Consider the following 25,727-nt stretch of genomic DNA (forward strand, 5'->3'; position numbering starts at 1 on the left):
CCCCACGCCCGCCCCAGCACCGGGGGCGGGGGCGGGGGTGGGGGCGGGGGCGGGGGTTAGGCCGGGCGGCGGGACTGGACGATGCGGAAGCGGCTCGCCACGTAGGCGCCGTCGGTGAGGGCGGCGTTGGCGGCCGGGTTCGCGCCGCTGCCGTGGAAGTCCGAGAAGGCGGCGGACTGGTTCACGAAGACCCCGCCGGTCAGGTTGGCCGACAGGTGCACCCCGACGTCGATCGCGGCGGCCTCGACGGCGTCCAGCACCGCCTCGTCGGTCGAGTAGACGGCGGCGGTCAACGCGCCGGACTCCCCCACGGTGGACCGGAGGATCTCGATGCTCTGTGCGGTCGAGTCGGTGGCGATGACGAACGAGATCGGCCCGAACCACTCCCGGCCGTAGACCTCGGTGTCGGTGGCGGCGAGCTTGACCACGGTCGGCGTCCGGACCACCGCGTCGGGCAGCGACGGGTGGGCGACGGTACGCGACTCCAGCACCGGCTGGCCGACCTTGGTGACCTCGTCGAGCCGTTCCAGCACCCCGTCGTTGACGATCGCGCCGGTCAGCTCGACCCCCCGGGCCGGGTCGGCGGTGAGCTTGCCGATGGTGGCGGCGATGCCGGCGGCCACCTCGTCGAAGCTCTTGTGCCCCTGGTCGGTGGCGATACCGGCGGCGGGGATCAGGATGTTCTGCGAGGTGGTGCACATCTGCCCGCTGTAGAGGGTCAGCGTGAAGCCCAGGTTGCGGCACATCCCGGCGAAGTCGTCGGTGGAGTCGATCACGACGGTGTTCAGGCCGGCCTTCTCGGTGTATACCGTCGCCTGCCGGGCATTGGCCTCCAGCCAGTCGCCGTACCCGGTGGAGCCGGTGAAGTCGACGATCTTCACGGCCGGGTGCAGGGCCAGCGTCGAGGCCAGCTTCTCGCCGGGGGCCTCGGGGGCGAGCAGCACCAGGTCGGGGTCGAAGCCGGCCTCGGCGAGCACCTCCCGGGCGTACCGCACGGTGATGGCCAGCGGCAGCACCGCCCGCGGGTGGGGCTTGACGACCACCGGGTTGCCGGTGACCAGCGAGGCGAACAGCCCGGGGTACGAGTTCCAGGTCGGGAAGGTGTTGCAGCCGATCACCAGGGCCACCCCGCGCGGGACCACGTGGAACGTCTTGGTCATCCGCAGCGGGTCGCCCTTGCCGGCGGCCTTCTCCCAGCCGGCCGTCGCGGGGTGCCGGGTCATCTCCGCGTACGCGTAGGCGATCGCCTCCAGGGCCCGGTCCAGCGCGTGCGCGCCGCCGGCCTGGAAGGCCATCACGAATGCCTGCCCGCTGGTGAACTGCACCGCGTTGGCCAGCTCGAAGATGTGCCGGTGCAGCCGGTCGAGGATCTCCAGGCAGACCCCCACCCGGGCCTGCGGGCCGGCGTCGCGCCAGGCCGGCAGCGCGGCGGAGGCGGCGGCGACCGCCTCGTCCGCGCCCGGGTGCGGGTACCGCACGTCCAGGGCCACCCCGAACGGGCTCGTCTCGGTGGCCACCCGATCGCCCGCGCCAGGCTGGTCGAGCGGAAAATCACCACCGAGGTACGCCTCGAAGGCGGCCTTCCCGTCGGCGGCAGCGGTCTCGCCGTACACCCGGGGGCTTGGCGATTCGGGGTAGGCGGACCAGTACCCGCGCTCCGTGATCGCGGTCAGCGCGCGGTGCAGGGTGTCGGCGTGCCTGTCGTACAGCGGGTGCGGGGTCTCCGTCATGCCCGCCATCATGCAACAGATGTCGACCAGATCAGTAGGGGCGTGTCACAGTTCAGATGGTCAACTGCCACTCCGTGGACCCGGCCGCCGGCCGGAAACCGAGCTGTTCGTTGATCGCGATCATGTAGGTGTTCGCCGCCGCGTTGTAGGTGTCGATCACTTCCAGCTCCGGCTCGTACCCCAGGGTGTGTTCAAGGTTCTCGGCCTTGCAGAGCAGGCCGAGCCGGTGCCCCCGGTGGGCCGGGTCGACGATGGTGATCTGCTGCCAGGCGTGCCGGGTGGTGTTCGCGGCCAGGCTGAGCAGGCTCCACGCGATCAGCCGGCCGGACGCCTCGTGCACGGCGCCGACGCTGTACCGGCGGACCCCCCGCGCGTCCAGGGCACGTTCCATGCCCCGGATCCACTCGGTGTCCACCCGCTGCGGCTCCCACTCCAGGTCGCCCAGGGGGGCGTCGGTCATCAGCCGGCCCTCCAGGTCGGCGACGTCGGCGACGTACTCCTCGGGCGGATGGTCCCGCCAGCGGACCGTGCGGTAGCCGGCGGCGGCCGCCCGCGCCTCGGCCAGCAGGCCCGCCAGCCGGGCGTGGTCGAGCGTGGCGACGTCGAGCCGGCGGCGGACCTCGGCGAGCGCCGCCTTCGCACCGAGCGCCGCCGCGAAGGCCGCCCCGGGCAGTTCCCGGTCCGGCTCGCCGGGCAGTGCGGCCCGGGTCGCGCCGACCATGCGCTTGCAGCCGGCTTCCCCGAGCAGCCGCCGGGCGTGGCCGAACAGCGCCCGGCCGACCCCCCGCCGCCGGTACGCCGGATCGACCACCAGTTCGATGCTGGCGTTCTCGGTGTTGTCGAGCAGATGCAGGGTGAGCCGGACCAGCCCGACCGGCACCCCGTCGAGACGGGCCACCGACCACCGGGCGTCCAGGCCGGGCATCGGATGCCGCAGCGCTCCCTCGAACCGACGCCGGCACAGCGGCGGCAGGTCCGGTTCGTCAATCGCCTCGGCCGTCGCCGCGATCCGGTGGACCACGTCGAGGGTCGGCTGGTCGTCGGGATCAATCGGCGTGATGTCAAGGGCCACGCCGCGAGTCTTCCTGGGGACGACGAAGGGGGCCAGCGGATTTCCGCTGGCCCCCTTCGGAGGTTGGTCGGGAGGGACGTTCGCACAACGCCTCCGGCGTTGGGTCGCAAGAACTTGAAAAGTCTCCGGCGAAAGCCCTCCCGCACGGAGCATCTTGCGCCGTCCGGTTCCTGCCGTCAAGTCCTTCCCGGCGGGTTTCCGCCACTCACCGCGAAAACCCGGTCACCCAAAGATCCACTTTTCGCCCCGGGCCGCTTCCGCCCGGCCCGCTCAGGAGAGCAGGCCGGCGTCGCGGGCGGCCCGCAGGGACGGCTTGATCCGGTGGGTGGGGCCGACCTGCCCGGCGACCGCGTCGATGGTCTTCAGCCCCTCGCCGGTGTTGAAGACGACAGTCTCGGCGGTCGGGTCGAGCCGGCCGGACTCGACCAGCTTGCGCAGCACCGCCACGGTCACCCCGCCGGCCGTCTCGGCGAAGACACCTGTGGTCCGGGCCAGCAGCCGGATGCCGGCGCGGATCTCGTCGTCGTCGACGTACTCCATCCAGCCGCCGGTACGCCGCACCGCCTCCAGGGCGTACAGGCCGGCGGCCGGGTCGCCGATGTTGAGCGACTTGGCGATGCCTGTCGGCCGGACCGGGGTGATGACGTCGGTGTCGGCGTGCAGGGCGGTGGCGATCGGGTTGCAGCCGGCCGACTGGGCGCCGAACACCTTCCAACCCCCGGCCGGCGCCTCGACCAGACCGATCTCGACCAGCTCGGTGAACGCCTTATCGATCTTGGTGAGCAGTTCACCGGAGGCCATCGGGATGACCACCTGGGCCGGGATCCGCCACCCGAGCTGCTCGGCCACCTCGTACCCGAGCGTCTTGGAGCCCTCGGCGTAGTACGGCCGGACGTTGACGTTGACGAAGGCGGTGTCCTCGAACTCGTCGGTCTCCACCAGCTCGCCGCAGAGCCGGTTCACGTCGTCGTACGAGCCGTCGATGGCGACCAGGTCGCCGCCGTAGACGGCGGTGGTGATCACCTTGCCCTGCTCCAGGTCGCCGGGGATGAAGACGACCGAGGGAACTCCGGCGCGGGCGGCGTGGGCGGCCACCGAGTTGGCCAGGTTGCCGGTCGAGGCGCAGGCGAACCGGCGGAAGCCGAGCGCCCGCGCGGCGGTCAGCGCCACCGAGACGACCCGGTCCTTGAACGAGTGGGTCGGGTTGGCGCTGTCGTCCTTGATCCAGAGCGGCGCGCTGATGCCCAGCTCTGCGGCGAGCTGCCCGGCGGCGACCAGCGGGGTCAGCCCGGGATCGAGGGTGACCCGGGTGGCCGGGTCCTGGCCTGCGGGGAGCAGTGCGGCGTACCGCCAGATGTTCTGCGGGCCGGCCTCGATCTGCTCCCGGGTGACGGTGGCCAGCGCGGCGGTGTCGTAGTCGACCTCCAGCGGGCCGAAACACTCGTAACAGGCGTGCTGCGCGGCGAGCGGGTAACGGGCGGAGCAGGCGCGGCAGACCAGTGCGCGGGCGGGGCTGGCGGTGGTGTCGATACCGGGGGCGGCGAGCGTCGACGTCATGTCGGATTCCTCTCATCTTTCCCCGCATCGCACCCTGCGGCGGGGACGGAATTGGCACCTGCCCCGCCGGACGCTCAGCGATGAGCGCGCGGGGTGGTTGCCGGGGCGTCGTCGGGCCGTATCCCTCAGCCCCTCTGGATGAGGTATGCAGTTGTGCCACCGAGTCTAGGCAGCTTCGCCGCCGTCGCCCAGTCCGCTCCCACGGTGTGAACCACCCGCCCACCGGCCGCCCGCCGGCAGCACCGACAGTCGCCGATGTTTCGGGCAAGCTTCCAGCTCAACACGCCTGTCTGCGCGGCACAGAGACACCAGTACGCCGGCCCGCCGGTCGGCCCCTGACCGCGCTCCGACAGGCCGACGCGGGCCGACCGTCGAGCCGATGACCGACATTGCCGTCGATCAGTACGGTGCGGGACACCTGACGTCCGAGAGAGGACCCCCGCCCATGCGACGGATCCCGTCGAGCCTTGCGACCCTCACCCTGGTCTGCCTGCTGACCGCCGCCTGCGGGGGTGAGCAGGGCGGAACGGGCGAGGCAGCGCCCACCGTCGGCCCGTCCACCGAGCCCTCCACCGCCTCGGTGCTCAGTGAGGCCTCGCCCGAGGCGACTCCCACCGGCCCGGTGTCGTCGCCGGAGGTGAAGGCCGCCCCCACCACCGCGCCGGCTGCCACCCCGACCACAGCTGCCGCCGCCCCGGTCAAGGCCCCGATGACCTGTGCCCATCTGGCAGAGGCCCGGCTCGGCAGCAGCAAGGTGCCCTACAACGGCTATCCGGACTACCTGCCGCTGGCCGGGGGGCAGTGGTCCGGCGAGGACGGGGCCACCGTGAAGCTCCAGAAGCCGTGCGGCATCGGCGACCTCGACGGGGACGGCGCGGACGACGCGGTGGGCGCGGTGGCGGTCAACTCGGGGGGCACCGGCACCTTCTACACCCTCGCGGCGTGGCGCAACGACGGTGGCGTGCCGGCGTTCCAGGCCCTGGTCGACCTCGGTGACCGGACCCCGGTCCTGTCGATCGACGTGGCCGGGCGCAAGGCCACCGTGGTCTGGTTGACCCGCAGCCCCAGCCGGGGCATGGCCGAGCTGGACATCAAGCGGACGTCGGTCTACAAGCTCGCCGGCCACAAGCTCACCGAGGTGAGCCACACCGACGCCCCCTACAACCCCTGACCGGACGCGGGGCCGGGGAACCTCGTCGAGGTTCCCCGGCGACGCCGGTCAGTGCGTCAGGCCGGCACCGAGCTCGCCTCGGTCACCGGTGCCGGCGCGGTGTCGGCACCCTGACGGGCGAGCAGCGTGTCGAGCGCCCAGGCACCCGGGCCGAGCACCGCGATCAGCAGGAACGACCAGCAGAAGAGCGCCGACAGCTCGCCCCCGTTGCGCAGCGGCAGCAGGCCCTCGGGCTGGTGCACCACGAAGTAGGCGTACGCCATCGAGCCGGACGCGAGCAGCGCGGCGGGCCGGGTGAACAGCCCGGCCAGCACCAGCGCGCCGCAGACCAGCTGGATCAGTGCGGCCCACCAGCCCGGCCAGGTGCCGACCGGAACGGCCTTGCCGGTCATCGGGTTGCCGCCGAACAACCCGAAGACCGAGGACAGGCCGTGCAGCGTGAACAGCAGGCCGATGACGATGCGGTACAGGGACAGGATCGGCCCGCCGAGCCGAGAGACGTTCATGGGAACCTCCATGGAAGGGATTGACTCCCACCCATGATGAGGCATTAAAGCATTCAAACCTATAAAATCTTTGTTACTGGGAAGATCCCGCCTGGAAACACTACCCCACCCCGCCGCCACGGACCGGCCCACCGTCACGCGGCACCAAGACGCGTACACATCGATCGCACGGGCGAGCCTCCGCACCCGCCGTCCCATCCCGCCCCCCACCGTGGGTGACCAAGCACGCGAACGTAATGATTGTTAACTATGAATTAACTGTCATCAAATTCATAGTCCGAGTTTATGGAAAATGAATATGCACGCAATCCGCGTGGGGTCACTCCAGGGGTCACCGCGACCACCCACCCCTCGCTCGCGCGCGCAACCCTGGCTACCTCGAACGACATCACTCGGCTGCCGCGAAACGCCCGGGACACCCCGAAATTGCACTCATCGGCAACTTCCCCCCACCCGCCCAGGCCGCCCCCACGCACAAGTTCGGCAGCGACTCCGCCTGAGGCAGCAGGCCTGCCGGTTTAAAAATCATTAACAGGTTCTCCCGGGATAACGGGCGTCGTAATACGTTAGCCTCGTCACCACGTTGCTCCCGGAACTGCAGGACCACTCCCGAATTCACCCGTCCGGCCCCACACCACCCCGATCGGGCCAGCACCATCGGTGTCGGTTTTTAATTCCCATCAGTCAATGCATTTCCCTGCTCTCAGCTGCGGTTCCATGGGCAACGTCGACTCCCCATCCCCCCTGGTCGAGAGCGGTCCAGCCCACCCCGTCCCGGCTGCCGCCAGCTCATCCGGATGTTCGCGGAAAGGACCCCCGTGCGACGTCGACCACCCCTGCCCCGGCGACTGCTGCCCGCATTTGCCATCCTGATCCTGCTGCCCGTCCACGCCACTCCGGCCAGCGCCGACACCCGGCCTGAATCGGTACGGCTGCTCGCCAAGGCCGCCGCCGATGAATGCTTTGCCGGCATCGGTGTCGACTATCCACCCGGCCCGCCCTGTGCGGAGGGCCAGCCCAAGGTCAACCAGTCGTACGTCTGGGGCCTCGCCCAGGCCGGCCACCGGCTCTGGTTCGGCACCGGGGCTAACGTGCTCTGTCTGAAGCCCGAGGGTTACCAGGTCCGCGAGCCGATCCTCAACGACGACTACGCCTGCGAGTTCGGCCAGAGCCAGCCGGCCCGGAGCAACCCGGCCCTGCCGGCCACCCTCGGCGACCACCGCACCCCCGAGGTCTTCACCTACGACCTGACCACCGAGCGGCTCACCGAGCGCACCGCCGACATCACGTCCGCCTCCCCGGCGGACGCGAACCTGCTGCACACCACCGCCGGGCTGCGCAGTGCCGCCGCCCACCAGGGGGTCGTGCTCCTCGGCGGCCCGAGTGTGGTCGACGGGGTGAACGTGTTCGCCTTCGACACCGTCACCGGCCGGTACCTCGGCTCGACCAACCTCTCCGCGTACGAGAACATCAGGCACTGGGTGGTGGCCGGAGGTGTGCTCTACGCCGGGGTCGGCCTGGGTGCCAACGGCGGCGAGGCGGGTCGGGTGCTGCGCTGGACCGGCAACCGTGCCGACCCGTTCACCTTCACCGAGGTCGCCGACCTGCCCACCCAGGTCGCCGACCTCGCCGAACACCAGGGTCGGCTCTACGTCTCGACCTGGCCGAAGGCGATAGTGGACGGCTCGGTGGCCGGACGCGCCACAGGCGACGCCCCGCCGCTGCGCCCCGACCACCCCACCGGCCCGCAGGCGTCGTACTCCGACGTCGGCGAGCAGGCGCCGCGGGCCGTCGGCGGCGGCCAGGCGTCGCGCTCCGACGCGGCCGACGACACCGACCGGGCCGACCTGGCCAGCATCTGGATGAGCCCGCCGCTGGCCACCGGCGCACCCGGCCTCAACCCGGAGGACGCCGGCAACTGGACGCAGGTCTGGTCGGCCGCCGACTACGAGCCGGACCCGGTGGTACGCCGGGCGTACGCCCTCGGCGGCCTCGCCTCCTACGGCGGCCGGCTCCACTGGGGCACCATGCACGTGCCGTTGCAGGCCACCGCCCTGCACCTCTCGGTGTACCCGCCGCGCAGCCCGGCACAGCTCCAGGCCACCGTGCAGAACACCCAGCGGGCGTTCGCCGTCTTCCGGGGCCAGGACCTCGGCGGCACGCACGAACGGGTCGAGACGCTCTACGGCGAGTCGGCGCTGCCGGCCTTCGATCCGACCGCGAACAACGGCGTCGGCGCCTGGGCCCCGGCACCCACCGGCACCACCCCGGTCTACGGCGGTTCCGGCTTCGGCGACCCGTTCAACCTGTACGCCTGGAAGATGGCGGTGGCCGGTGGTCGGCTCTACGTCGGCACCATGGACTTCGCGTACATCTCGCTGGAGGGTGAGATGCCGACGCCACCGGCCGGTACGACGACGCCCCCGGCCGGCGCGGCGACCAGCCCGCCGACCTTCGGCGCCGATCTCTGGTCGTTCGACGCGCCGGGCCGACCCGCCCGCGCGGTCGACACCGGAGGCTTCGGCAACCCGCTCAACCAGGGGGTCCGCACCATGGTCGCGGACGGCCCGACGCTCTACCTCGGGATGGCGAACCCGATGAACCTGCGGACCGACCCGACGCCCGGCGTCCCGAAGGGGGGCTGGGAGCTGATCCGGGTGGGCCGCCGCTGACCCCGGCCGACCGACCCTGGCTCGGCGGCCGGTGAGATCCCGCACCGGCCGCCGGGCCAGCCGACCACCCGGGCCGGCGCCACCCACCCGGCCCCGGCCATCCGGCAGTCGGGGCGGGCCGGTCACGGGGTGGCGAGGGCCTCGGTGGGTGCGAGCCGGCTGGCCCGGATCGCCGGGTAGAGCCCGGCCAACGCGCCGATGGCGATGGTCGCCCCGATGCCGCCGGCCACCACCCAGAGCGGCACCACCGTCGGCCACCCCTGCGAGCTGGCGTAACCGGCGGTGACCAGACCGCCGAGCAGCACCCCGCCCAGCCCACCCAGGGCGGACAGCAGCAGCGACTCGGCGAGGAACTGGGTCCGGATCTGCCCCCGGGTGGCCCCCAGCGACCGCCGCAACCCGATCTCGGCCCGCCGCTCGATCACCGAGATGACCATGGTGTTGGCCACCCCCACCCCGCCGACCAGCAACGCCACCGCGCCCAGCCCGAGCAGCAGGCCGGTGAACGCCTCGTCGGTGGCCTGCTGGGCGGCGAGCGCGTCGGACGGCCGGGAGACCTGGATCTCGTTGGACTGCTCCGGGTTGGCCGTCGCCGCCAGCACCCCCCGGACCGCCTCGACGTGCTGCTCGGCCGAGCGGGTGTAGATCCGGGTCGGATGCCCGTCCAGGCCGAGATAGGTGGTCGCGGCCGACCAGCCGACAAGCGCCGACGAGTCGATTTCCGGGGCGAGCGGGACCGGCCGCAGGATGCCGATCACGGTGAACCGCCGCCCGTCGACGTACACCTGGATGTCCGGTCCGGCCGCGCCGAGCCCGAGGCGTTCCGCGGCGACGGACCCGAGCACTGTCGCCGGATACCTCGCGGTGGCCTCGTTGAGCCAGGTCCCGCTGGCCAGCGAGCCGCCGACGGTGTCGAGCAGGTCCAGCTCCACCGCCTGGGTGCCCAACCCGTTGGTCTCCGCCGCCGGAATCCGGTCCGACCGGTAGACCGGGGTGTCCGCGAGTTGGGCGGTGGCCGACACCTGACGTACCGGGCCGATCCGGCTGATCATGCCGACCGCCTCGACCGGCAACTGGGCGTCGGCACCGAAGAGGGTGCTGCCCGGCGCAACGGTGAGCAGGTTGGTGCCGAGGGCCGCCAGGGTCCGGTCCAGGTCGGCCCGGGACGACGAGGAGATGCCGACCACGCTGATCATCGCCGCGATGCCGATGGCGATGCCCAGGGCGGACAGGAACGCCCGCAACGGCCGGGTACGCAGCCCCACACCGCCCACCCGCAGCACGTCCCGCGGGCTCAGCCGGGCCGGCCGCAGCCGTTCCGGCCGCGCGGCAGCGGTCCGCCGTGCTGCGCCCGACGACCGCAGCGGTGTCGTGGTCATCGGGGTACCCCCTCGGTCGGCGTGGCGGAGTCCGCCACGATCAGCCCGTCGCGCATCTGCACCTGCCGGGGCAGGCTCGCCGCGATCTCCCGGTCGTGGGTGATGACCACGACCGTGGTGCCGGCCGCGTGCAGCTCGTGCAGGAGCTCCATCACCCCGGCGCCGGAGTGGGAGTCGAGGTTGCCGGTCGGCTCGTCGGCCAGCAGCAGCGGCGGCTCACCGACCACCGCGCGGGCGATCGCCGCCCGCTGCCGCTCTCCGCCGGAGAGCTGGTGCGGCCGGTGCTCCAGCCGGTGCCCCAGGCCGACCCGTCGCAGCGCCGCCTCCGCCCGCCGCCGCCGCTCCCGCCGGGCCACCCCGGCATAGAGCAGGCCGTCCGCCACGTTCTCCACGAGTGGTACGCCCGCAGCCAGGTGGAACTGCTGGAACACGAACCCGATCCGGCTGGCGCGCAGCGCGGACAGTTCCCGGTCGGACAGCCGCGCGGCGTCGTACCCGTCGATGTGGACCGCGCCCGAACTGGGTCGGTCCAGGGTGCCGATCACGTTGAGCATGGTGGACTTCCCCGACCCGGACGGGCCGACGATTGCCACCAGGGCGCCCCGGTCGACGGTCATCGAAACCCCGCCGAGGGCGGCGACCGTGTCGCCGTAGCGTTTCGTCACGTCACGCAGCTCGACCACGCGGTCCGGCTGGGCGACCCGGGGTGGCTCAGTCACCGGGCATCCCCACGGTCAGCCCGTCGGCGACCCCCTCGCCGGAGACCTCCACCCGGCCGTCCGCGAAGAGCCCGGTGCGTACCGCGACGATCCGGGTGCCGGCCTCCTCCACGACCTGGAGCCCGTAACCGCCCTCGGCAAGGGTGAGCAGCGCCGCGACCGGCACGGTGAGCACGTCGGCACGTTCCGAGGCGACGAAGCCGACGTCCACCGCCGCCTTGTCGTAACCGGCGAGCACCTTCGGGTCGTCCCCGGTCACGGTGACCTCGATCTTGGTCTCGGTCTTCGCCTCCTGGCCGGTCGATGCTGCCGAGGTCTGCACCACCGTCTCGACCGTGTCGACCTTGCCGGTGCTCCGGGTGCCGTCCGGCAGGGTGATGGTCACCTCCGCGCCCTTGCGGGCCAGCCGCTGGTCTGAGACGTCGAGAGTGCAGGTGACCTGCCGGGCGGTGCCGGTGGTCGAGAGGACCACCTTGCCCGCGCCGACGGTGTCCCCCACCTCGACGCCGTGGCTCTCCACCCGTACCTCGCCGGGGGCGTAGACGATGCGGGCCGGCTCGACCTGGCCGGTCTCCGGCAGGCCCAGGTCCTCCTGCCAGTCCCGGACCGCGTCGGCGGTCGCGGAGGTGAAGTCCTCGTCGACGGTGAAGCCGGTGTGCCCCAGCGCGGCGAGGTTCTGCTCGAACTGCTTGACGTCGGTGCCGCTCACCCCGGAACGCAGCATCCGGTACGCCGGCAGACCGCCGTAGAGCAGCACCACCGGTTCGTCGTCGACCCGGTAGAGCGTCCTGCCCCGCTTGACCGTCGCGCCGGTCGGGGCGAGCCAGGTGACCGTGCCGTTCAGCCGGCTGTCCCGGGCGCGCGGGGTGCCGTACCCCAGCTCGCCGTTCTTGGTCTCCCGGTCGACCAGGGTCTGCCGGGTGACCGGGGTGCTCGACGGTGGCCGCCCATCGGCCGACGCCGGCCGGTCGGCGTGGCCACCGGTGGCGAAGGTGACCGCCGCACCGGCGACCGCCACGACGAGCACCGCCACCCCGCCGAGCAGGAATCCGGGTCGCCAGCGCCCACGTCTGGCCGGTGGCTCGTCCGGATCGTCAGCGGCCACCTCGGCGGGCCGGGTCGCGGTGCTCATGACGTCCCCCGGCGGTTACCGAGGTTGGGCACGGTCTCCCGGCACTTGTCGAACGCCGCCCGCAGCTTCGGGTCCTTGAGGTCGAGGCCGGCCTGGCCGGGCTGGACCCGCCCGTCGGCAGCCGGGTCCGGGAAGTTCGGCACGCCGTTCTCCCGCATGCACTTGGAGAGCTTGCGGACCTGCTCGACCTGGTCGGCGTCGAGCTGCCGGGGCTGCCCGCCGTTGGGGGCGTACTCGCGGCACTGTTGGAGCGCCGCCTGCACCTTGGCCGTGTCCACGTCCGACCCGAAGTTGAACCGTGGCCCCTTCTGCCCCGGCTCCGGGTCCGGCACGTCGAGCCCCTGTTCCCGCAGGCACGCGGCGAACTTGAGCTGACGTTCCTCGTCGCTCATCCCGGCGGCGGCGGAGAGCGAGGGCTGCACGCCACCGCCACCGGCGGTGGCCACCCCGGAGTCGTCGGAGTCGTCGGCCTGACAGCCGGTCAGGGTCAGGGCCGCCACCACGGGCAGGGCGAGGAGCAGGCTCAGCGGACTTCGTCGCATTGTTCGTCACTCCCTTCCGGCCGGCAGACAGCCGGCATCAGGGACAACTCAACTCCTCAGGCGGTATCCAGGGCATAAGCGGCGACGTTAACGCGGTGGTTATCCCGGGTGGGCGAGGATGGAACGGTGCGCGTACTGGTGTGCGAGGACGAGAAGCTGCTCGCGGACGCGATCGCCGAATGGCTGCGCCGGGAGTCGTTCGCGGTCGACGTCGCGTACGACGGCGACGCGGCCCTGGAACGGATCGGCGTCAACGGGTACGACGTGGTCGTGCTCGACCGGGACCTGCCGGTGGTGCACGGCGACGACGTGTGTCGTGCCCTGGTCAACGCCGAGCTGGACACCCGGATCCTGATGCTGACCGCTGCCGCCGCCGTCCGGGAACGGGTCGCCGGCCTGGCCATCGGCGCCGACGACTATCTCACCAAACCGTTCGCGTTCGTCGAGTTGAGCGCCCGGGTGCACGCGCTGACCCGGCGTACCCGGCCGGCCGTCCCGCCGCAGCTGACCCGGGCCGGGATCGTCCTGGACCCGTCCCGGTTGCAGGTCACCCGGGACGGCCACTTCGTGCCGCTGTCCCGCAAGGAGTTCGGTGTGCTGGCCGAGCTGCTGCGGGCCGACGGCGCGGTGGTCTCCGCCGAGGACCTGCTGGAACGGGCCTGGGACGAGCACATCGACCCGATGACCAACGTGCTGCGGGTGACCGTGATGAAGCTGCGGCGCAAGCTCGGCGACCCACCGGTCATCGAGACGGTACCCGGGGTGGGGTACCAGATCCGATGAGGAAACCGACCATCCGGGCCCGGCTGACCCTCATCTACGGCGGCCTGTTCCTGCTCGCCGGCACCGTGCTGCTCGCCGTGACGTACGTGCTCGTCGACCAGCGGCTCGCCCACGGTCTCGGGTTCAACCTGCGCGGGGCGGGCGGCAAGGAGTCGATCTCGCTGCCGCAGGGCACCCAGATCAACGCCGAGCAGGCCGAGCACCTGCGCAACCTCGTCCGGCAGGTACAGGACGACGCCCGGCGGGACGCCCTGGACTCGCTGCTCACCCAGGGCGGGGTGGCCCTGGCCGTGGTGACCATCGCCGCTGTCGCGTTCGGCTGGCTGGTCGCCGGCCGGGCGTTGCAGCCGTTGCAGCAGATCACCGGCACGGCCCGCCGGATCGCCGGGGCGGACGGCGCCGGCCGGGGCCTGCACGAACGGATCGCCCTGGCCGGGCCTACCGACGAGGTGAAGGAGTTGGCCGACACCTTCGACCTGATGCTCGAACGGCTCGACCGCTCCTTCGACGGGCAACGGCGCTTCGTCGCCAACGCCTCGCACGAACTGCGCACCCCGCTGGCGATCAACAGGTCCCTGGTGGAGCTGGCGATCACCCGCCCGGACGCCCCGGCCGAGCTGCGGCAGCTCGGCGAGACCCTGCTGGCGGTCAACGAACGCCACGAGCGGCTGATCGACGGGCTGCTCACCCTCGCCGACTCGGAGAACGAACTCGCCGAACACGCCGAGGTGGACCTCGCCGAGATCGCCGGTCACGTCGCGGAACAGACCGCCCGGTCGACCCCGCTCGGCGTCACCCGGTCGCTGGCCCCGGCCCGTACGGTCGGCGACCCGGTCCTGCTGGAACGGCTCACCCAGAACCTGGTGGAGAACGCGGTCCGGCACAACATCGGTGCGGACGGCTGGCTCTCGGTCACCACCGCCGTGGTCGACGGCCGGGCCACCCTGACGGTCAGCAACAGCGGGCCGGTGGTGCCCGGCTACGAGATCGAGACGATGTTCCTGCCGTTCCGCCGGCTCAACCGGGAGCGGGTTGCCGGTCACCGGGGCTTCGGCCTGGGGCTGTCCATCGTCCGGGCGGTGGCGCGGGCGCACGGCGGGACGGTACGGGCGACCCCCCGCCCCGACGGCGGCCTGGTGGTCACCGTCTCCCTCCCCACCGCCGGATGACCCGCCTCCTGACCCGAACGGCTGTTCGTCAACCAGCGCTGCCTCGCCGATCATGGAGTTGTGGTGGGTAACAGAACGCCCGTAAAACCCCCAAAGTCGGCACCACAACTCCATGATCGCCAAGCGGGATACAGCACGACCTTGCGGGTGCGGAATGGGTCCCGCCCGAGCGGTCGAGATCAGGAGCCGCCCGCCTCACGAGACGGAGTAGAGGTCCGCGAGCTGCGAATAGGACGGCAGCTTCGCCCCCGGCTCATACTCGCCGGCCTTGATCCGGCTGGTGATGTCGGCGGCGATGTCGGTATAGCTCAGCGGAATCCCGGGCATGGTGATCCTCCCGGGTTGGCAATCCCATCTGATCACGTTGCGCAACTTCCCCTCAAGCTGGGCGGTCGAGCAGGTGGCCGCCGAACTGCGGGAGACGTACCTCGGGGTGGCCGCCGCCATGGTGCTGCTGGACCGTGTCGGCGCGGGCTGCCCGCACCCGGCGCTCCGGCTGGCCCGGCGCAGCGGCGGGGATGCCCTCGACCTGGCCGGCGAGGTGGACCAGCAGGTCACCGACGGGGTACGCCGGCTCCGGGTCGCCGCCGGGCACGTCGAGCCGGACACCATCGGTGGGCTGGTCGAGGTGCTGGACAGCGTGGGCAGCCGGTGGAGTGCGGCGGCCGACCGGATCCGCCAGTTCCCGGCCCGGGTCACCGCCGCCGGCCAGCAACTCCGCGACACGGCCCCCGCCGACGGGCAGCAACTTCACGACACGGTCCCCGCCGACGCCCCACCCGCCGTGACCCGGGCGACCGATCCGACCCCGGCGGCTGCCCGGCAGCGGCAGCACGACACCCACACCACCGCCCGGCAGTGGCAACACGCCGCCGAACAGCTCGACCTGATGGCCCCGAGTGCCTGACCTCGGCCGTCGCCGCGCTGGCGTCGTACACCGGCGGTTTGTCGGGCGCGGAACCCGCGACCCGCTGAAGCGCCGGCCGACACCGCATCCCGACGGACCAGCAAAGGCGAGACAGGATGATCTATCGAGCCGGGCGGCGGCTGCTGCCGCAGCACGTCCGCGCCGTCACCTTCGGCACCCGCCGGTGGCGCGGCCTCGACCCCGACCAGGTGTACGCCTTCCTCGACCAGGTCGCCGACGAACTGGAACACCTCACCCGCGACCTGGCGACCGCCACCACCGAAGTCGAACGCATCCGGGTGGCACTGCGGCGGTGGGGGCCCAGGCACACCGACTGCCGCCGGACGAAAGCAACCCGGAACAGTTGGTGGCCCCGGTGACCGACCCGTGCTGGATCATCCACCTACCGACCAGGCTGACCAGCCTCGACGAGGCCGCCGCCCTGGCGATGGCGTTGCGTCGCTCGCTCGGGCACGTGCTCGCCATCGACTTCGGCGAGACGACGCTCTCCGAGGAGGACAGTCAGTCCGTGCGTACCCGGGTCTGGTGCGACGCCCCGCTCGGCGGCGGCGACCACCGCCCAGGCCCGGCCGGCCGCTGCGGACGCCGGGCCGGCCACGACGGTGGGTGCGCGCCGACAGCGGGCTAGCTGGTAACGTCCTTGCGGGTGAAGCGCCAGAAGGCCAGGCCCCAGAACAGGGTGGCGTAGCAGATCGCCGAGATCGCGCCCCGGACCACGTCGTCGGTCTGCATCGGGGTGGACAGCAGCCCCAGCCAGGCGCTGCTGTAGTGGGTCGGCAGGAAGTCGCGCAGCACCCCCAGCGCGGTGATCTGGTCCAGGATGCTGGACAGGATCCACAGCAGCACCGCGCCGCCGACCGCGCCCAGCGCGGCATCCGTGATGACCGACAGCAGGAACGCCAAACCGGCCACCACCAGCAGTACGACGGCCAGGTAGCCGAGCACCGCCAGCAGCCGGAGCAGCCCCTCGGTCGGGGTCAGCTCGGCGGCGACCTGGCTGGTCAGCGGCGACCAGCCGTAGCGCAGGGTGCCGGCGAGCAGGGCCGTGCCGGCCAGCAACAGCAGGGCCAGCCCGGAGTACGCCAGCGCCACCAGCAGCTTCACCGTCAGCAACCGGGCCCGGGGCACCGGCACCGCCAACAGGTAGCGCAGGCTGCCCCAGCTCGCCTCGCTGGCCACCGTGTCGCCGCAGAACAGCGCCACCACCACGACCAGCAGGAACGACGCCGACACCAGGATCGAGAAGAGGGTGAAGTTGAGCCCGCCCGAGGTGGCCAGGTCGGCGAGGCTGGCGAACTCGCCCCCGCCACCACCGTCGTCCTCGCCGGAGTCGAACTGGAACGCCACCAGGATGATCAACGGCAGCAGCACCATGAACCCGAGCGCCAACTGGGTACGCCGCCGCGACGCCTGCCGGCGGAACTCCGCCGCGAACGGCAGGGTCGCCCCCGGCCGGTACCCGACCGCCGCCCCGCCCGGCCCGAACGCCCCCGTCGCCACGCCACCACCCGACGCCACCTCAGCCGATGCCGCGCCACCCGACGCCGCACTGCCGTTCGGGCCAGTGCCCGACGCCGAACCCGCCGAAGAACCCGTCATCACCGGTCACCGCTTCCCCGAGAGTTCTCGCCCACCAGGGCGAGGAACGCATCCTCCAGGCGGCGCCGTGGCACCACCCGGTCCACTCCGATCCCGGCCCGGACCAGCTCGGCCACCACCTCACTACGCGCGGTCCCGTTCGTGTCCACCACCAGCCCACCGGCATCGTCGGCGGTCAGCACCTGCACCGTGTCGAGCCGGCTCAGCACCTCCCGCGCGGCGGCCTGGTCGGTCACCTCGAACAGGGTGCTCGGCGACTCGCCGACAATCTCGTCCACCGGGCCGGAGGCGACGATCCGGCCCTTGTTCACCACCACCGCGTGCGTGCAGGTCTGCTCCACCTCGGCCAGCAGGTGACTGGAGACAAGCACCGCCCGCCCGTCGGTGGCGTAGCGCTGGAGCACCCGGCGCATCTCGGCGATCTGCGGCGGATCCAGGCCGTCGGTCGGTTCGTCGAGCACCAGCAGCTCCGGCAGGCCCAGCATGGCCTGCGCGATGGCCAGCCGCTGCCGCATGCCGTGGCTGTAGTTCTTGGTCCGCCGGTGCACCGAGTCACCCAGGCCGGCGATCTCCAGCGCCTCGTCGAAGTGCGCGTCCGCCCACGGCCGGCCGGTTGCCCGCCAGTACGCCTTCAGGTTGTCCAGGCCGGACAGGTGCGGCAGGAAACCCGGCCCCTCCACCAGCGCGCCGATCCGCGACAGCACCGGCGAGCCGGGCACCAGCCGGTGCCCGAAGACGTAGATCTCCCCGGCGGTCGGCTGGGTCAGCCCCATCAGCACCCGCAGGGTGGTGGTCTTGCCGGCGCCGTTCGGGCCGAGCAGCCCCATCACCTGACCGGGGTGCACCTCGAAGTCCACCCGGGAGACCGCGACGAAGCCGTCCGCGTACTCCTTGCGCAGGTCGCGGACGGCGAGCGGGATGCCCGCGTACTCGGGATGGACGGAGTCGTCCTGGCGGCGGTGCCGGCGGCGGACCACGGCGACGACCACCACGAGCCCGACCAGGATCGCGGCCAGCAGACCGACCAGCACCCAGCGCCACACCGTGGCGGTGGTCGGGATCGGCGTGGCGGTGACCGTCGGCAGGCTCACCGCGCCGTCGACCGCCACCGTGTAGACGGCCGGCGCGGCCGGCGTGGTGTACGCCTGGTCGGCGGTGGCCAGCACCAGCCGCAGCCGGTGCCCGGCCTCGACCCGGCGGACGATCGCCGGCAGGGTGACCTGGACCGGCTGCGCCGCGTCGATCGTGGCCGGCAACCCGGTCAACCGGATCGGGGCGACCAGCCCGGACGGCAGCGTCGCCGCACCGGCCGGGTCGACGTCGTAGAGCTTGGCGAACAGGACCGCCTCGCCGGTCGCCGACGCGGCCCGGACGGTGACCGTGGGTGCACCCACCACGTCCACCGCCTCGGTCAGCGGGGCGGACTCGAACCGGGCGTGCTGGCCGGGTACGTCACCGGCCACCCCGTCGAGCAGGGAGCCGAGCGACCCGGCGAACGGGATCGCCGAGATCGCCGCCGGGTTGCCGTTGGGCGGGTTGGCCACCGGTTGGGCCGGGCCGTCGACAGGCACCTCCCGGCGGGCGTCCCCGGTCACCCCGGGATAGTCGGCGGTGCGGTAACCGGTGGCGACCAGGCCCCGGTCGAGGGCGTCGAAGCCGGCGATCCGGGAGAAGGTGAAGTCGTCGCCGGGGGCCGCGCCGGTGCCCTTGACGTAGTGGTCCAGCCACTGCACGGTCAGGAACTTCACCCGGTCGGAGTCGCTTGTCGGGCCGGTGCCGCCGTCGTGGCCGCCGGTGAACCAGGCCACCCGGACCGGGGTGCCGGCGGCGGCGATGCCGCGCGCGTTGGCGTCCGCCTCGGTGAGCGGGAAGAGGGTGTCCGCCTCGCCCTGCACCAGCAGGGCCGGGGCCTTGATCCGGCCCAGCACGCCGGCCGGTGAGGAGCGCCGGAGCAGGTCCACCGCCGCCTGGTCGGCCCGGCCGGTGGTGGCGATCCGCAGGTACGCGGCACAGACGTCGGCGGCGAACCGCCCGCAGGACGGGTCGGCGGCGGCCCCCGGGGCGCGCGACGATCCGCTACCCGGCCCGTTGCCCGGCTGCGGGCTGGGCGCACCGGCCGACGCGGGAGCACCCTCCGGCTCGGCGGCGGCGGTGTTGCCGGAGAGTCCTGCCGGCCCGGAGCCGGCGCTGCCGCCGCCCCCGAAGAAGATGCCGGCCCAACCCTTCTTGAACACGCCCTCGGTGGCCGGCTTGCCGGTGCTCTCCGGCAGGAAGGCGCGGGACAGGTCGTTCCAGGTGATCATGGGGACGATCGCGTCGACCCGGGGATCCTGGGCGGCCAGCAGCAGGGCCAGGCCGCCGCCGTACGAGCCGCCGACCACCCCGACCCGGGGGTCACCGGCGGAGTCGGTACGCACGTCGGGGCGGGCGGCCAACCAGTCCAGCAGCCGTTGGGCGTCGCGCACCTCGTAGTCGGGGCTGTCCAGGTGGATCTGACCGCCGCTGCGGCCGAAACCCCGGGCCGTCCAGGTCAGCACCGCGTAGCCCTGGCCGACCAGGTCCTCGGCGTCGGCGCGGACCGAGTCCTTCGTGCCGCCGAAGCCGTGGGCCAGCAACACGGCCGGCACCTTCCGGTCGGCCGAGGCGCCTTTCGGCAGGTAGAGCGTGGTGTCCAGGTCGACGGGCTCGTCGCCGACCGGCCCGGAGCGCACGTTGAGCACGGTGGACTCGGTGCGGAAGCCCGGCCGGTCCGGCCAGACCGCCCACCCGACGAGCGCCGCCAGCAGGACGACGACCACCGACGCGGCGACCGCGCGGCGGCCGGTGGGCAGGGCACGGCGGATCCGTACGGCCGACAACGGCGATTTCATTTCGCTCACGGTACGGCCCGGAAGCTGAGCGTTGGCTGAGATCCGCCGTACGTCCGTCCTGGTCATCCGATCGTCGGCCGGACAAGGTCAAACCGCACAAGGTCACCCGGCCTTCACGCAGAACGAGTTCGGATTGCGTGAATTCACGCTTAAGGCGCGATACCGCTATGGAAACGAGCATGTCACCTCGACAACAGTACGCAGCGTATCGAGATCGTCGATGTCGCGTCACATCACTCGAAGTGACGCAAAACTGACCGGTACAGACCTCTGGCCAGGCATCGACCTTCGATTAGGTTCCGGTCCGACGCACGGGACCGAAGTTCTCCCGCCATCCCCGAACCCCTGCGCCGCCGCCGGAGGAGACAACCATGACCGTTCCCGCCTCGCGGGTCCGTCGACGGCCCAGGACACCGGGCCGCCTGTTGCCACTGCTACTCGCCACCGCGCTGCTGCTGCCGGTGGCGTTCCTCGTCGTACAGGGCCACCGGCTCGTGGACGCCGACCGTGAGCTGGCCGAACGGGAACGCCTCGGCGTCGAGTACCTGCGCGCCCTCGGCCCGGTCACCGAGGCGCTGGTGGACGCGCAGACCGCCGCCGTCGCCGGCCGTCCGGTGGCCCGGGACGCCCTGGACCGGGCGGTGGAGGCGGCCGCGACGGTGGACACCCGGGTCGGCGACGAGCTGCGCAGCACCGAGCGGTGGGCCGGGCTGCGGGCGAAGCTGGAGGGCCTGCCCAGCCGGTCGCTCACCGACCCGGAGACGGCCTTCACCGCGTACGGCGAGGTCACCGACCTGCTGCTCGCCCTGCACGGCAAGGTACGGGAGACCTCCGGCCTGATCCGGGACGCCGGCTCCGACTCGTACTTCCTCCAGGACGGCGTCGGCGAGGAGATGCCCGAGGCGATCGTCGCCGCCGGACGGCTCGTCGACCTGGCCGTGCTGGCGCAGCGGCGACCCGCCGCCGAGCAGGCCCGCACCGTGGGCGAGCTGGCCACCCTCCGGTTCGCCGCCCTGCAACCCGCCGGCGACCTGGTCCGCGACCTGCAGACGGTGGTCGACACCTCGGAGAGCGTCGACATCGGCGCGGAGGTGCTCACCCCGCTCGACAACTACCAGCGGGCGGTCGAGGCGCTGGGGGCGTTGTCCCAGCCCACCGGGCGGACGCAGACGGTGGACCTGACCAAGCTCGCCGGTGCGCGTACCCAGGCGCAGAGCGCCGCCCGGGAACTCCAGCCGGTCATCCTCGACGAGTTGGACCGGTTGCTCCGGCAGCGGCTCGACCAGATCGACCGCGACGACCTGCTGATCCTCGGCGTCGGCGGGGTGGCCGGGCTGCTCCTGGTGGCGTTCGGCGCGAGCGGGTGGCTGTCCCGCAGGAGAGACACCCCGGCGGGCCGGGGCACCACCCCCGACGAGCCGGCCGAAGTGACCGAGCCCACCCCGTGGGAGCCGCCGGCGCAGCCAGGTCGCCTGCCGGCCGGGGTGGTGCCGGTGCTCCAACCCGTGGGCCAGAGCGCCGAACCCGAGCGGTGGAGGCCCTTCGATGCTGCTCGGTAGGCTCCGGATCCGGGGCAAGCTGGCCCTGTTGGTGCTGGTCCCGCTGCTCTGCATGACCGGGCTCACCGTGCCGGTGGTCTGGGAACGGGCCACCGTGGCCCAGCGGGCCGGCGACCTCGCCGACCGGGTGCGGATCGCCAGCCGGGTCGGCACCATCCTCCAGAACCTCCAGCAGGAACGCCTGCTCGCCGTCGGCCTGCTGCTCGGGCAGGTGCAGCGCACCGACCTGGTGCAGAAGGTCGCCGAGGTGGACGACCGGATCGCCGACCTGCGCGCCGATCTCGGCGACGCGCTCCCGACAGAGGTCGACACCGCCCTCGACGGGGTACGGCAGCTCGCCGCCCTCCGCACGGCGGCGGTGGCCGGGCAGACCGGCCCGGACCAGATCATGGGCGGGTACGGGCCGGTGCACACCGCCCTGATCGACTCGCTCCGGCTGCGGCTCAACGCGGACACCCGTACCGCGGCCGGGCGGCAGGTGCTGGCCCTGGACGGGCTGCTGCGCACCGGCGAGAGCCTCAGCGCCGGCGCCACCCTGATCGTGCTGGTCGCCGCCCGGCCCAACGCCCAGACCGTCACCGCCTACGTGGCGAACTTCGCCGTCCTCGAAGACGAGAGCGCCCGGCTCCAGGCCCTGGTCACCCCCGAGCAGCTCGACCTGCTCACCCTTGAGGAAGTCGCGGTGGCCAACCGCACCGGCCCGAACTTCATCAACCAGAGCGCGGTCGACCCGGCCACCGCGATCGGCGCGCTGGACCTGGCGACCCTCTTCCCCACCGTCTCCTCGATGATCACGCTGGGCCAGTTCGTCGAGAAGAAGCTGGCCGCCGACGTCACCGCCGAGGTGAGCGCCGACCGGCAGGTGGCGCTCGCCGGGGCGTACTGGGTGACGTTGCTGATCGTGACGATCCTGATCTCGGTCATCCTGCTCACCATGGCCGTGGGCCGGGCGGTGGCCAGGCCGCTCACCCGGCTCACCCGCTCCGCCGACCGGGTCGCCCGGGTCGCCGAGTCCGAGCTGGTCCGGGTCGCCGACGACGAGTCGGAAACCACCCCACCGGTACGCCTCGACCCGGTCGACGTGGGCGCCCGGGACGAGATCGGCGACCTGGCCCGTGCCTTCGAACGGGTGCAGAGCACCGCCGCCCGGCTGGTGGAACGACAGGTGGCGAGCCGGCGCAACGTGGCCCAGATGTTCGGTCACGTCGGCCGGCGTACCCAGAACCTGGTCGGCCGGCAGATCGCCCTGATCGACCGGCTGGAGCAGCAGGAGACCGAGCCGGGCCGGCTGGAGCACCTGTACCGGCTCGACCACATCTCCAGCCGGTTGCGCCGTAACGCGGGCAGCCTGGTGGTCCTCTCCGGCGCGGCCGGCGACGACGCGCACGTCGCACCGGTCCCGGTGGCCGACGTGGTCCGGCTGGCCCTCGGTGAGATCGAGGACTACACCCGGGTGGACGTGCAGGTCCCACCCCAGGTGGTCGCCGCGCCGGCGATCATCGGAGACCTGGTGCTGGCGCTGGCCGAGCTGATGGAGAACGCCACCATCTTCTCCCCGCCGCACACCCGGGTCGTCGTCACCGCCGAGCCGACCGACGACGGCGCGACGCTGGCCGTGGTCGACCAGGGCATCGGCATGAGCGAGCAACGGCTGGCCGAGGAGAACGTCCGGTTCACCCGCCGGGAGCGGCTGGACCTGGCCCCGTCCGAGGTGCTCGGGCTCTTCGTGGTGGGGCGGCTGGCCCGCCGGCACGGCTGGACGGTCGAGCTCGCCGCGACCCCCGGCGGCGGGATCACCGCCAGCCTTGCGCTCCCCGGATCCGCGCTGGCCCGCACCATGGCGGGACGCGACGCGGGCCCGGCCCGGCCGATGGTCGACGCGGGCCCGGTCCGGCCGATGGTCGAGGCGGGCCCGGCCCGGTCGGTGGCCGACGCGAGCCTGGCCCGGCCGGTGGTCGACGCCGGCCCGAGCCGGTCGGTGGTCGACCCCACGGCGTTGCCCGGATTCGACCCCACACTGCTCAGCAAGGCGACCAGGAGCATGGAGGCCACCGGCCCCTGGGATGCGTTCGGCACGGTGCCGGCCGACCCGGAGACGGTCCGGCCCACCGACACCGACCCGCCCGCCGCTGCCGCGACGGTGCTGCCGGCCCGAGGCACCGCCGCGGTGGCCCCCGCCGCACCGCACCGGCCGGCGGTTCCACCGGCCGCGCTGCTCCCCACGGCCCCGCCGGCCAGCCCGCCCCGGGCGGACCAGCCCGCCCCGCCGCCCGGAATCCGGCAGCGGGTACCCGGCGCCAGTCTGCCCCGCACCGCCCCCGTCGTCGGCCCGGTGGACGCCACCCACGCCGACCCGGCCGCCGCCCGCGCTCTCGTCGAGCAGTTCCAGTCCGGGGTACACCGGGCCGAACAGGCCAGACCGGCCGCCACCCACCCCGCCGAACCGGCGACGCCCCGACTGACCCGGCGGATCCCGGGCGCCAACCTGACCGTCGCACCACCCCGGCAACCACCCAGCCAGCACCCGGGAGATCCGGGCGAGGTCCGCGATCTCATCAACGCGTTCGAGACGGGCGTCGCCCGGGCTCTGCGCGAAGTCCGCCCCGACCGCCGCTCTGAAGAAGGAACGACACGGTGACCAGCCCGCACGTACACGAGAACGTCGACTACCAGAACCACGCCGCCGGTGACCTCAGCCCGGAGGCGCGCACCTTCAACTGGCTGTTGGACTCGTTCACCTCCAGCACGGCCGGGGTCCTGGAGGCCATCGCGGTCTCCTCCGACGGGCTGCTGATGGCCATGTCGTCGATCAAGGACCGGTCCAACGCGGAACGTCTGGCCGCCGTCGTCTCCGGCATGACCAGCCTGGCCGGCGGCGCGGCCAGTTGGTACGCGCTCGGCGGGCTCAACCGGGTGATCGTGGACATGGCCGACGGCTACCTGCTGATCACCGCCATCAGCAGCGGTTCGGTGCTCGGCGTGATCGCCGACCGGTCGGCCAACCTGGGCACCGTCGCGTACGAGATGACGCTCTTCGCCGGCCGGGCCGGCGGCGCGCTGACACCGAGACTCATCGCCGAGCTGAAGAACGCCGTTCAGCAATGACCCGGGACGCCGCCGGTGCGGAATCGGAACCCGAACCGTCGGTCCGGGTCCGCCCCTACCTGCGCGCCCAGACGGGGGGCGGGACGGCGACACCCGCTCCCGCTCCCGAACCGGAAACCGACCGACCGACCAGCCCCCGCCCGTTCGTGCTGACGGCCGGACGGGTGGCCGGCGCGGACCCGGCGATCGGCCTGGAGACCCAGGTCACCGCCCGGTCCGGGGCGGGCCGGGCCGCCGTCGTGGCCCTGCTCGCACCCGAGTTGCAGGCGATCGTCGCCCTGTGCGGTGAACCGATCTCGGTCGCGGAGATCTCCGCCCGGATGCGGCTGCAGCTCGGCGTGACCCGGGTGCTGGTCGGTGACCTGCGGGCCGCCGGCCACCTCGACGTGCACGTCGGCACCGTCGACGACGCATTTGACCCCGACCTCATCCTGCGAGTGATTGATGGACTCCGTGCGATCTCCTGAATGGCCGGTCGCCCCGCTCGGCGGGCTCGCCGCGAACAGTGCCTCCGCCCGTTACGGCCAGCCGGTGGGCGGCCCTGCGACCCCGCCCCAGCACCCGCCGCCGCCGTACCGGCCCCCGGTCGTCCCGACGGCCGGCCCGGTCCCGGCCACCCGGACCGGGCCGGCCGCCGCCCCACCGATCCCGGTCAAGCTCCTCATCGCCGGTGGTTTCGGGGTGGGCAAGACGACCACGGTCGGCGCGATCTCCGAGATCGCCCCGCTGACCACCGAGGCCGAGATGACGAGCGCCGGCATCGGGGTGGACGACCCGGGAGTCGGCAGCGCCAAGACCACCACCACTGTGGCGATGGACTTCGGCTGCGTGACCATCGACCGGAGCCTGAAGCTCTACCTGTTCGGCACGCCGGGTCAGCACCGCTTCGGCTTCATGTGGGACGACCTGGCCAGGGGCGCGCTCGGCGCGCTGGTGGTGGTGGACAGCTCCCGGCTGGACGACTGCTACCCGGCGATCGACTTCTTCGAGCGGGCCGGCCTGCCCTTCGTGGTCGGGGTGAACACCTTCGACGGCCGGCTGACGCACGAGTTGGGGGCAATCCGGTGGGCGCTGGCGATCGGCGACCACGTACCGCTCGTGCAGTTCGACGCCCGGGACCGGCTGTCGGTGCGGGATGCCCTGCTGGTCGTCCTGGACCGGGCGCTGGACCGGGCGGTGCGGGAGAAGGGCGTCTGAACGAATCGACGCCCGGGGCCGTTTCCATCGGAGAGGG

Annotated in this window: 22 protein-coding genes, 1 pseudogene and 1 riboswitch; of the genes and pseudogenes, 12 read left to right on the plus strand and 11 right to left on the minus strand. The window is 72.7% G+C overall.

Translation table 11 applies throughout. The features are described from left to right. Positions 1-56: 56 nt before the first annotated feature. The 3 genes from paaN to thrC form a co-directional block, all read right to left on the minus strand. Positions 57-1,730 (minus strand): phenylacetic acid degradation protein PaaN, encoded by a 1,674-nt coding sequence (gene paaN, locus AC0AIB_RS03480; protein ID WP_328342469.1) that lies wholly within the window; start codon positions 1,728-1,730, stop codon positions 57-59. 52 nt (positions 1,731-1,782) lie between these two features. Continuing rightward, on the minus strand, positions 1,783-2,802 hold the full coding sequence (locus AC0AIB_RS03485) for a GNAT family N-acetyltransferase (protein WP_465095997.1): 1,020 nt from the start codon (positions 2,800-2,802) through the stop codon (positions 1,783-1,785). Between the two features lie 270 nt (positions 2,803-3,072). Then, on the minus strand, positions 3,073-4,359 hold the full coding sequence (gene thrC / locus AC0AIB_RS03490) for a threonine synthase (protein ID WP_328342467.1): 1,287 nt from the start codon (positions 4,357-4,359) through the stop codon (positions 3,073-3,075). A gap of 9 nt (positions 4,360-4,368) precedes the next feature. Continuing rightward, a riboswitch (SAM riboswitch) is annotated at positions 4,369-4,504 on the minus strand. Between the two features lie 300 nt (positions 4,505-4,804). Between thrC and AC0AIB_RS03495 the strand changes: the two genes are divergently transcribed. Continuing rightward, complete coding sequence (locus AC0AIB_RS03495; RefSeq protein ID WP_465095998.1) at positions 4,805-5,530, plus strand: hypothetical protein; 726 nt, start codon at positions 4,805-4,807, stop codon at positions 5,528-5,530. Between the two features lie 56 nt (positions 5,531-5,586). Here the strand turns inward: AC0AIB_RS03495 and AC0AIB_RS03500 are convergent, their stop codons facing one another. Further along, complete coding sequence (locus AC0AIB_RS03500; RefSeq protein WP_328342463.1) at positions 5,587-6,036, minus strand: DoxX family protein; 450 nt, start codon at positions 6,034-6,036, stop codon at positions 5,587-5,589. Positions 6,037-6,854: 818 nt separating this feature from the next. On the opposite strand from AC0AIB_RS03500, the gene AC0AIB_RS03505 reads away from it, so the two are divergent. Beyond that, positions 6,855-8,708, plus strand: coding sequence for a hypothetical protein (locus tag AC0AIB_RS03505; protein ID WP_465095999.1), 1,854 nt, complete (start codon positions 6,855-6,857; stop codon positions 8,706-8,708). Positions 8,709-8,830: 122 nt separating this feature from the next. Here AC0AIB_RS03505 and AC0AIB_RS03510 read toward each other — a convergent pair whose 3' ends face one another. From AC0AIB_RS03510 to AC0AIB_RS03525, 4 genes are read right to left on the minus strand one after another with little or no spacing between them, the layout of a single operon-like run. Then, positions 8,831-10,087, minus strand: coding sequence for an ABC transporter permease (locus tag AC0AIB_RS03510; protein ID WP_465096000.1), 1,257 nt, complete (start codon positions 10,085-10,087; stop codon positions 8,831-8,833). Then, a complete protein-coding gene (locus AC0AIB_RS03515; RefSeq protein WP_328349017.1) occupies positions 10,084-10,770 on the minus strand; it encodes an ABC transporter ATP-binding protein in 687 nt (228 codons plus the stop codon). Before AC0AIB_RS03515 ends, AC0AIB_RS03510 begins: the two co-directional genes overlap by 4 nt. A gap of 28 nt (positions 10,771-10,798) precedes the next feature. Next, complete coding sequence (locus tag AC0AIB_RS03520; protein WP_465096001.1) at positions 10,799-11,938, minus strand: peptidoglycan-binding protein; 1,140 nt, start codon at positions 11,936-11,938, stop codon at positions 10,799-10,801. Further along, positions 11,935-12,480 (minus strand): hypothetical protein, encoded by a 546-nt coding sequence (locus AC0AIB_RS03525; protein ID WP_328342458.1) that lies wholly within the window; start codon positions 12,478-12,480, stop codon positions 11,935-11,937. Before AC0AIB_RS03525 ends, AC0AIB_RS03520 begins: the two co-directional genes overlap by 4 nt. Positions 12,481-12,606: 126 nt before the next feature. Here AC0AIB_RS03525 and AC0AIB_RS03530 point away from each other — a divergent pair, with 126 nt between their 5' ends. Then, positions 12,607-13,263 carry a response regulator transcription factor gene (locus AC0AIB_RS03530; RefSeq protein WP_328342457.1) on the plus strand — a complete coding sequence of 219 codons (657 nt, stop codon included), beginning with the start codon at positions 12,607-12,609 and terminating at the stop codon, positions 13,261-13,263. Further along, on the plus strand, positions 13,260-14,432 hold the full coding sequence (locus AC0AIB_RS03535; RefSeq protein WP_328342456.1) for a sensor histidine kinase: 1,173 nt from the start codon (positions 13,260-13,262) through the stop codon (positions 14,430-14,432). The genes AC0AIB_RS03530 and AC0AIB_RS03535 overlap by 4 nt, the downstream gene beginning before the upstream one ends. 198 nt (positions 14,433-14,630) lie before the next feature. Here AC0AIB_RS03535 and AC0AIB_RS03540 read toward each other — a convergent pair. Then, positions 14,631-14,759, minus strand: a pseudogene (locus AC0AIB_RS03540) (GntR family transcriptional regulator); the annotation flags it as partial. On the opposite strand from AC0AIB_RS03540, the gene AC0AIB_RS03545 reads away from it, so the two are divergent. From AC0AIB_RS03545 to AC0AIB_RS03555, 3 genes are all read left to right on the plus strand, one after another. After that, positions 14,758-15,339: a hypothetical protein gene (locus AC0AIB_RS03545; RefSeq protein ID WP_465096002.1), complete on the plus strand. Its 582-nt coding sequence runs from the start codon at positions 14,758-14,760 to the stop codon at positions 15,337-15,339. The pseudogene AC0AIB_RS03540 and the gene AC0AIB_RS03545 overlap by 2 nt on opposite strands. A 116-nt stretch (positions 15,340-15,455) precedes the next feature. Continuing rightward, on the plus strand, positions 15,456-15,719 hold the full coding sequence (locus tag AC0AIB_RS03550; RefSeq protein ID WP_465096003.1) for a DivIVA domain-containing protein: 264 nt from the start codon (positions 15,456-15,458) through the stop codon (positions 15,717-15,719). After that, entirely contained in the window at positions 15,707-15,988 is a 282-nt protein-coding gene (locus AC0AIB_RS03555; protein ID WP_328342451.1) for a hypothetical protein, read from the plus strand. Before AC0AIB_RS03550 ends, AC0AIB_RS03555 begins: the two co-directional genes overlap by 13 nt. Here the strand turns inward: AC0AIB_RS03555 and AC0AIB_RS03560 are convergent. Together AC0AIB_RS03560 and AC0AIB_RS03565 are read right to left on the minus strand one after the other, a co-directional pair. After that, complete coding sequence (locus AC0AIB_RS03560; RefSeq protein ID WP_328342450.1) at positions 15,985-16,860, minus strand: ABC transporter permease; 876 nt, start codon at positions 16,858-16,860, stop codon at positions 15,985-15,987. The two genes, AC0AIB_RS03555 and AC0AIB_RS03560, sit on opposite strands and share 4 nt — an antisense overlap. 98 nt (positions 16,861-16,958) lie before the next feature. Next, positions 16,959-19,829: an alpha/beta fold hydrolase gene (locus AC0AIB_RS03565; protein ID WP_465096004.1), complete on the minus strand. Its 2,871-nt coding sequence runs from the start codon at positions 19,827-19,829 to the stop codon at positions 16,959-16,961. A gap of 371 nt (positions 19,830-20,200) precedes the next feature. Between AC0AIB_RS03565 and AC0AIB_RS03570 the strand changes: the two genes are divergently transcribed. From AC0AIB_RS03570 to AC0AIB_RS03590, 5 genes are read left to right on the plus strand one after another with little or no spacing between them, the layout of a single operon-like run. Beyond that, positions 20,201-21,388 (plus strand): hypothetical protein, encoded by a 1,188-nt coding sequence (locus tag AC0AIB_RS03570; RefSeq protein WP_328342448.1) that lies wholly within the window; start codon positions 20,201-20,203, stop codon positions 21,386-21,388. Further along, positions 21,375-24,026, plus strand: a complete 2,652-nt coding sequence (locus AC0AIB_RS03575; protein WP_328342447.1) for a sensor histidine kinase — start codon at positions 21,375-21,377, stop codon at positions 24,024-24,026. The genes AC0AIB_RS03570 and AC0AIB_RS03575 overlap by 14 nt, the downstream gene beginning before the upstream one ends. Then, the gene (locus AC0AIB_RS03580) at positions 24,023-24,493 is read left to right on the plus strand and encodes a roadblock/LC7 domain-containing protein (RefSeq protein WP_328342446.1); all 471 of its coding nucleotides are present in this window, start codon (positions 24,023-24,025) and stop codon (positions 24,491-24,493) included. Before AC0AIB_RS03575 ends, AC0AIB_RS03580 begins: the two co-directional genes overlap by 4 nt. Next, positions 24,490-24,960, plus strand: coding sequence for a DUF742 domain-containing protein (locus tag AC0AIB_RS03585; protein ID WP_328342445.1), 471 nt, complete (start codon positions 24,490-24,492; stop codon positions 24,958-24,960). The genes AC0AIB_RS03580 and AC0AIB_RS03585 overlap by 4 nt, the downstream gene beginning before the upstream one ends. Further along, entirely contained in the window at positions 24,938-25,690 is a 753-nt protein-coding gene (locus tag AC0AIB_RS03590; RefSeq protein ID WP_328342444.1) for a GTP-binding protein, read from the plus strand. Before AC0AIB_RS03585 ends, AC0AIB_RS03590 begins: the two co-directional genes overlap by 23 nt. Positions 25,691-25,727 lie beyond the last annotated feature (37 nt).

This window comes from Micromonospora sp. DSM 43699 (assembly GCF_055517075.1).

What these genes read in the sequence shown, in the direction of transcription:
- paaN (WP_328342469.1), bottom strand. Translation starts at nt 1,730, where the DNA reads ATGACGGAGACCCCGCACCCGCTGTACGACAGGCACGCCGACACCCTG.
- thrC (WP_328342467.1), bottom strand. Translation starts at nt 4,359, where the DNA reads ATGACGTCGACGCTCGCCGCCCCCGGTATCGACACCACCGCCAGCCCC.
- AC0AIB_RS03495 (WP_465095998.1), top strand. Translation starts at nt 4,805, where the DNA reads ATGCGACGGATCCCGTCGAGCCTTGCGACCCTCACCCTGGTCTGCCTG.
- AC0AIB_RS03500 (WP_328342463.1), bottom strand. Translation starts at nt 6,036, where the DNA reads ATGAACGTCTCTCGGCTCGGCGGGCCGATCCTGTCCCTGTACCGCATC.
- AC0AIB_RS03510 (WP_465096000.1), bottom strand. Translation starts at nt 10,087, where the DNA reads ATGACCACGACACCGCTGCGGTCGTCGGGCGCAGCACGGCGGACCGCT.
- AC0AIB_RS03520 (WP_465096001.1), bottom strand. Translation starts at nt 11,938, where the DNA reads ATGAGCACCGCGACCCGGCCCGCCGAGGTGGCCGCTGACGATCCGGAC.
- AC0AIB_RS03525 (WP_328342458.1), bottom strand. Translation starts at nt 12,480, where the DNA reads ATGCGACGAAGTCCGCTGAGCCTGCTCCTCGCCCTGCCCGTGGTGGCG.
- AC0AIB_RS03535 (WP_328342456.1), top strand. Translation starts at nt 13,260, where the DNA reads ATGAGGAAACCGACCATCCGGGCCCGGCTGACCCTCATCTACGGCGGC.
- AC0AIB_RS03545 (WP_465096002.1), top strand. Translation starts at nt 14,758, where the DNA reads ATGGTGATCCTCCCGGGTTGGCAATCCCATCTGATCACGTTGCGCAAC.
- AC0AIB_RS03550 (WP_465096003.1), top strand. Translation starts at nt 15,456, where the DNA reads ATGATCTATCGAGCCGGGCGGCGGCTGCTGCCGCAGCACGTCCGCGCC.
- AC0AIB_RS03565 (WP_465096004.1), bottom strand. Translation starts at nt 19,829, where the DNA reads ATGAAATCGCCGTTGTCGGCCGTACGGATCCGCCGTGCCCTGCCCACC.
- AC0AIB_RS03570 (WP_328342448.1), top strand. Translation starts at nt 20,201, where the DNA reads ATGACCGTTCCCGCCTCGCGGGTCCGTCGACGGCCCAGGACACCGGGC.
- AC0AIB_RS03575 (WP_328342447.1), top strand. Translation starts at nt 21,375, where the DNA reads ATGCTGCTCGGTAGGCTCCGGATCCGGGGCAAGCTGGCCCTGTTGGTG.
- AC0AIB_RS03585 (WP_328342445.1), top strand. Translation starts at nt 24,490, where the DNA reads ATGACCCGGGACGCCGCCGGTGCGGAATCGGAACCCGAACCGTCGGTC.
- AC0AIB_RS03590 (WP_328342444.1), top strand. Translation starts at nt 24,938, where the DNA reads ATGGACTCCGTGCGATCTCCTGAATGGCCGGTCGCCCCGCTCGGCGGG.